At 69.2% G+C, this 6,316-nt stretch carries 6 protein-coding genes; all 6 read right to left on the bottom strand.

Features of this window, described 5'->3' with window-relative positions; genetic code table 11:
- Positions 1-272: hypothetical protein (locus GL263_RS19190; protein ID WP_182856969.1), on the bottom strand; the 272-nt coding region annotated here is incomplete at its 3' end.
- Positions 269-1,285, bottom strand: a complete 1,017-nt coding sequence (locus tag GL263_RS19195; protein WP_182856970.1) for a TldD/PmbA family protein — start codon at positions 1,283-1,285, stop codon at positions 269-271. The genes GL263_RS19190 and GL263_RS19195, both read right to left, overlap by 4 nt.
- 341 nt (positions 1,286-1,626) lie before the next feature.
- Entirely contained in the window at positions 1,627-2,889 is a 1,263-nt protein-coding gene (locus tag GL263_RS19200; RefSeq protein ID WP_182856971.1) for an ATP-grasp domain-containing protein, read from the bottom strand.
- On the bottom strand, positions 2,886-4,211 hold the full coding sequence (locus GL263_RS19205; protein WP_182856972.1) for an ATP-grasp domain-containing protein: 1,326 nt from the start codon (positions 4,209-4,211) through the stop codon (positions 2,886-2,888). Before GL263_RS19205 ends, GL263_RS19200 begins: the two co-directional genes overlap by 4 nt.
- A complete protein-coding gene (locus GL263_RS19210; RefSeq protein ID WP_182856973.1) occupies positions 4,208-5,431 on the bottom strand; it encodes an ATP-grasp domain-containing protein in 1,224 nt (407 codons plus the stop codon). Before GL263_RS19210 ends, GL263_RS19205 begins: the two co-directional genes overlap by 4 nt.
- Positions 5,415-6,086, bottom strand: a complete 672-nt coding sequence (locus GL263_RS19215) for a metallophosphoesterase (RefSeq protein WP_182856974.1) — start codon at positions 6,084-6,086, stop codon at positions 5,415-5,417. Before GL263_RS19215 ends, GL263_RS19210 begins: the two co-directional genes overlap by 17 nt.
- Positions 6,087-6,316 lie beyond the last annotated feature (230 nt).

Raw genomic sequence — 6,316 nt, forward strand, 5'->3', positions numbered from 1 at the left:
GGGGGGAGTCTGCCGGGCAGTGCGCGGGCGACCTCCAGCGCACTCCGCAGCAAGGAGGGGTCGTCGGAGTCGGGCAGCGCCCGCACGGCGTACCCTTCGCCGCCGTTCTGCCACACCGTCACGGCGGTGACGCCGGATTCGACGTCGCTGCGCCGTTCGACGGCACCGCCACGGCAGACGACCTCTTCGGTGTTCCGATGAGCGGTCCACACCTCGCAGTCGACCGCCTGCCTCGTGGCCTCGGCGATCAGTGCCCGGATGCCGTCACTCACTCTGTTCCTCCTACGAGCAGGGATCCGACCCGCACCGTGGGTCCGATGACGCCGACGGGCACCCACTGTCCGAACTTGCCGCACTTGGCTGCCCCGACGGTCACGTCGTCCGCTACCGCGTCGACGCCCCGCAGTACGTCCGTTCCGAGGCCGGCGATGGTCGTCTCCCGGATGGGGTGAGTGATCCTGCCCTTCTCGATCAGCCATCCGTTGGTCACGCGGAACGTGAACTCGCCGGTGGCCTCCACGACTTCACCACCCCCCACATGCTCGGCGTAGATCCCGAAGGGGGTGTCTGCGATGATCTCGTCGACGCTGGACATCCCCGCCGCGAGGCACGTGTTGGTCATCCGGGGCAGGGGCGGCTGCTGCACGGTGCCGCACCTCCCGTTCCCGCTGGGCTCCGTACCGAGTCTGGCGGCCGAGTCCTGGTCGGTCAGGTAGGCCCCGAGCCGACCCTGCTCGATGACCGTCGTGGACCGGGCCGTCGTCCCTTCGTCGTCGCAGCCGTAGGAACCGACTGCCCCCGATACGGTCGAGTCGTCTCGCACCTCGACCAGCGGAGAGGCGATCCGCTCCCCGAGCCGTCCGGCGTAGACGGACCCGCGCGCGACCTCGTCCCCCTCCAGCGGATGGCAGCACGCCTCGTGCAAGAGCACCATCCCCCGGCCGCCCGCTACGACCACGGGCATCCGGCCCACCGGGGCAGGCCGGGCGTCTAGGCCGGCGACTGCCCTGCGGGCGACCTCCGCGCCCGAGCCGGCCGCGTCGATCTCGTCGAGCCGCCCGCTGACGCCGGGGGTGTAGAAGCCGGTGGACACCCGGTCGCCGCGGCGCGCGACGACCCGTACGGAGAGATAGCTGAGGAGTCGGTGCTCGGTACGCAGCCGCTGTACGTTCTCTCCGCTCGCCAGGGCCATCTGCTGCTCGCTCAGCTCAAAGTCGATCACGACCTGAGCAATGCTCGGATCGCAGGAGCGAGCGGCTTCCTCCAACTCGCGCAGGGAAGCCATGACCGCCCCGACCTCCAGCCAGGACGGAGGTGCCCCTGCGGTTCCGCGCGGGCGGTACCCACTGGCGTTCCCGAAGCCTTCGAACCGTGCCGCCCAGGGGGTCAGGCCCGGTACTGCTCGGTGGATCAGACCGTGCTCGCCCAGGTAACGGGCGGATGTCGCCTCTCCCTGCTGGAGGCTGAGATCGCTGACCGAGCCCTCAGCGAAGCGTCCGCTCACGCGGTGCCAGGACTGGACGGCGCCGGAGGAAGGTCGCACACCCCGCGGAGCTCTTCGGCGCATCTCCTCAGCGAGTTCACCCGCCGTGATCCGCAACGAACCGAGGTTCTCAACCGGGTACGTCACACTGCCTCCTCGATCGACGGGACCGTCCGGATGTGGAACGCGAGGGCAGCGATGGCAGCTCGCGCCGAGCCAACTGCTTCCTCGGTGCTTGCTCCGGCTGAGCGGGCGTAGGCAAGGCGTTCGTCGGACGACTCCACCCCAGTGCACATCGTCCCCGGCTCGGCCTGTACGACGACCTCTTCGACCCCGGCGGTGCGGCGCGCCTCGTCCGCGCCCTCCACAGAGGTCAGCACCCCGACAGCTGACACTGCCGCGAACCATATCGCCGCGGTGACCGGTGTCCGTCCGTCAGCCAGTTCCTTGCGGAGGCCGGGGAGCACGCGTTCACCGGCGGCCTGTCTGGCTACCAAGCCCCCTAGGTCCACGCCGGTGGCGGACCGTACGAGCGCTGGTATCTCGTCGCCGCCCATGCGCAGGTGGGTCTCAATCACACGCGGGCCAGCGTCGGTGAGGACGATCTCGGTGTGCGTGGCTCCGAAGGTGATCCCGAGCCCGTCGAGCACGCGCGTGACGTAGCTGCGAACCTCGTCCTCCGTAGCCGGTGGGAGCGGCGCGGGTACGACGTGTCCGAGCTCGACAAAGCTGACGGGATCGGAGTACTTGCGGGTGATCGCCACGCACACGTGCTCGCCGTCCTCGGAGAATGCCTCGACGCTCAGCTGCGGCCCCTCGTGGAAGCGTTCGGCGACGACCCCAGTGCCGGAGAGGCCGTAGAAGTCTCCGCCGGCCCTCGTGAGAGCGGCGGTCAGCTCGTGTTCCTCCGCCGAACGCAGCACAGCGACACCGACGCTGGCCGAGCCGTGCGTGGGCTTCACCACGCACGGCACACCATGCTCGTGGACGAACCCGCGCAGTGCCTCCAGGTCTGTGACCGTGGCCGAGGGCGTGAGATCCGTGCCGGTCTCCCGCAGTCGCGCCCGCATGGCTGCCTTGTCGTGGACGAGCGCCACGGTCCGGGGGCTGTGCGTGTGCAACCCGAGTGCACGTCCGATCTCAGCGCACCGGTCCTGGTCGCGCTCGCCAAATGTGGCGATGCGGGTGAAAGGGTCCACGGCGTGTACAGCGGCGGCGATGGCCACCCATTCCCTGTCGGGTGCGTTGTGGCGGACCGCGAGGACACGGCTGTGCGCTTCGCGTTCCTGCAAGCGGGAGAGATAGTCCAGGCGACAGATCACCGTCGTGCGGTTTCCGGGTGCCGCAGCGCGCACGCGTCCCGGCAGGTCCCGCCCACTTCCGACGACCAGTACGTGCTCGCTCATGTCGCCCTCCCGGCCTCGCACCAGCCGTCCTTGGGAGCGTCCTGGCGGGGACGTACGTCGAAGCGGATGCGGGCGGATACCGCGTCGAGCAGTGCTGTGGTGTCGGCGCGGTCTCGCCCGGTCACAACGACGTATCCGGCGCGCTCGTGGGAGTTCGAGACAATGCCCGTCTCTTTGCCCGGCGCTGTGGCGATGTGGACCTTCACCACGTCGGCCGGCTCTTCCGCCTCCTGGGTTCCTCTCACCGAAAGCACCTTCCCTGGTGGACAATTGAGGAATCGGATGGCCGCATGCCGGTGCGGCTCGCGGTGGGGCACGTTCGCGGAACCGGACAGGACCGTGAGGAGGTCGGCGAGGAGGGAACCTCCGTGCGCGAGGTCGATGAGTTCGTGTATGCAGTCCCCCGGCACGCGGCCCGCGCACTCGACGAGGACGGGCTGTCGTCCGCTACCCCGCAGGATCCACTCGGCGTGCAGGAATCCTGTCCGGAAGCCGGTGGCGGCCACCAGCCGTTCCATGGCCGACGTGACCCGCTCGGACACTCCGGGCGGCAGGATCGCCGGGACGTGATGGCCCATCTCGACGGGGTGCCGACCCGGGCGAACGTTCTTGGCGGTCACATTGCGGAACAGCACCTGGCCTTCGAAGACCACGCACTCGACGCTGATCTCGGGGCCGTCGACGCGTTCCTCCACGAGAAAGGACGCCGGTAGCGGTCGTCTGGCTCGCAGCCGGGGCTCGTCGGCCTCGACCGTGTGCCGCCATGCCTCGTCGAGGTCATCCGTGGCGTCGAGGAGCTGCACGCCCAAACTGCCCTGGCGGTTGGCGGGTTTGAGGACACATCCATGGCCCTCCTGATCCCGGAAGGAGCGCACATCTGCTGCGCAGGTGGCCCTCCGCCACCGCGGCTGCGGCACTCCGGCCCGCTCGCCAGCCTCTCGCAAAAGGGCCTTGTCCCGCAGGACGCGAGCGGCAGTCACCCCCGCACCAGGCAGACCCCAATGGTCGGCTAGGGCCGCGGCAGCGGAGACGCCGTATTCGACACCGGGCAGGACGGCACGGACGTTCCTCGGCCGTGGCACCGCGGCGAGCACGGCGGACAGATCGTCCTCTTCATGGATGGGTGCCGTGAGGACGCCAGCCACGCAGGGGTGGGCCGTGGCCCGTCGGCCGAGGTCGCGAGCCGCGACGACGTCCGGCTCCTCGACGACGAGGAGCGAGCGGGGTGGCAGGCAGCGGTCCAGGTCGGGCAGGAGGGCCGCGCCGAACCCGGCCATGACATGGGTGACGGTCTCCGGGGCCCCGTCGTGGCAGCGGCTCATCCGGTGTGTGCCTCCGTGGCGGCGGGCTCGGTGCGCACACGGACTTCCTCCGCGGCGGCCCGGGCGCGTTCCACCGCGGAGTCGGAGTTCTCACCAGTGGCGATGACGTAGCCGACCCGATCCGCGCTGGAGCGCACCGGTTGGACCACGCTCCCGGGTTCGGCGTTGACGACCACCTCGTGTACTCCTTCGGCCTTCTCGGCCTGCTCTCTTCCCACGACCTCCACCACGCGGCCGGGCTCGGCCCGCACGAACCAGATCGCGGCTGCTCTGGTCGGGGCAGGTGGCTCGGGCAGCGGGTCGATACCGAGTGGCAGCGTGAAGCCGAGCCGTTCCAGATCTGTTCCGTAGGACAGCCGTACCAGTTCGTAGATGCGGTCCCCGCCCATGCGGTTGTGGGACTCGATACTCACCGGGCCCGTGTCGGTAAGCATCACTTCAGTATGGGCGCAGCCCTCGACGAGCCCGGCTGCGTCCAGCAGGCCCATGACGAGCTTCTCGACGGCGGGCCGGTGCTCAGGGCCGATGCGGGCGGGTATGACGTGACCGCACTCCACGAAGGTCTCGTCGATGAACTTCTCCGTGAGGGCGAGAACACAGTGGCGTCCATGCTGGGACACGGTCTCGACGCTGATCTCCTTGCCGACGAGGAACCGCTCAGCCAGCAAGGGCTGTTGCTCCTCCGCGCAGCCGTCGAAGGCCCGCTCCACGTCCTCATAGGAATCGATGCGCCGCACGTTCTCGCTGCCAGTGCCATCACGGGGTTTGAGGACGACCGGGTAGCCGTGGTTCTCGCAGAAGACCCGCAGTTCGGCAGTGGTGTTGACCAGGGCGCCGGGGTGCGTCTCCACTCCGGCCTCGGCGAGTCGTGAGCGCAACGCGTACTTGTCCCGGAACAGGGTGGAGACAGAGGCAGGGTTACCGGGCAGCCCCAGGTGCTCCGTGAGGAGCCCCGCGGGCTCAAGGCCGGGGTCGGTGAAGGAGGCGACGAGCGCGAGTGGGGCTGCCTGGTGCAGACCCGCGGCTACAGGGAGGAGCAGGTCGGGGCGGGTGTAGTCGAGCAGGAGGGCCTCGTGCGAAACGGCGCGGTGGTGGTCGGTGAAGAGCCCGGTGTGCTGGGCGTAGACGACCTCGAAGCCGGCGTCCACGGCAGCCTTGAGCTTTCCCGCCCGCCCGGCGATCACCAGTACCCGCGGTGCGGGACTATCCTGCTGCCTCATCAACGGCCTCCTGCGTATGGATGGTTTCGAACGTGACCGTGCGGGCCTCTTCGTCGTATAGCACCCAGTGCGCTTCGCGGTCCCTCGCGGCACCCGCGTTCACCAGGCACAGGCCCGACCCGGGCAGCTCGTAGACATGGCCGGTCACGGGTTCCAGGCGGAGCGGGGTGTGCCGCCCGGTCGCTTCCAGGCCGGTGGTGAGCAGCCGTCGGTGGCTGTGGCCGTGGATGAGGACGGGGCGGTCGGGTAGGGCGTTGAGTACGGGGTAACTCAGAGCCTCGCCTTCCCGGAACCAGGGAAAGCGGTGGCCGTGCACGAACCGCGTTGTGGGCGTGGCCCATTCCTCGGGTGCGGCTAGCAGCGCTTGCAGTGCGCTGGGGACGCTTCGGTCGCGAAGAACGGTGGTGATGCGCTCCTCCTGGTTTCCGCGCACGAGAACGCAGGAGGAGAGGGCTTGCCACAGCGGCGCATCGAGGTCCACCGCGTCCTGGAGCGACCAATGGAGGTCCCGGTGGAGGTCCTTCTTGGACACCTTCGCATCGAGGTAGTCGCCCGTCAGAACCATGGTGTCGACGCGTCCGGCAGCCTTCTCCTGTATCGCCAGCAGGTTCTCGTAGTTCCCGTGCAAATCGGATATGACGGCGAAACGCGCCACCCGTGCCCCCTTGCGGTAATCCCCGTTTCACCATTGGCCCTCATCGGCGGCGTTCCCTCGCCGGTGATCGGCACGCGGGGAGCCGGCGCTCCCGCTCCCCGAACTCGCCTACTCCTGAGGGATCCTCACCCAGAAGACGTGCGGAATCCACGCTTCGAGGGTGGCGTATCGCGTCGTGGCGCACAGACGACAGGAGGAAAGCGGACCGAGAGGCTTGCCCGCAAGGCCGG

It is taken from the genome of Streptomyces durbertensis (genome assembly GCF_014156695.1).
GTDB lineage: Bacteria > Actinomycetota > Actinomycetes > Streptomycetales > Streptomycetaceae > Streptomyces > Streptomyces durbertensis.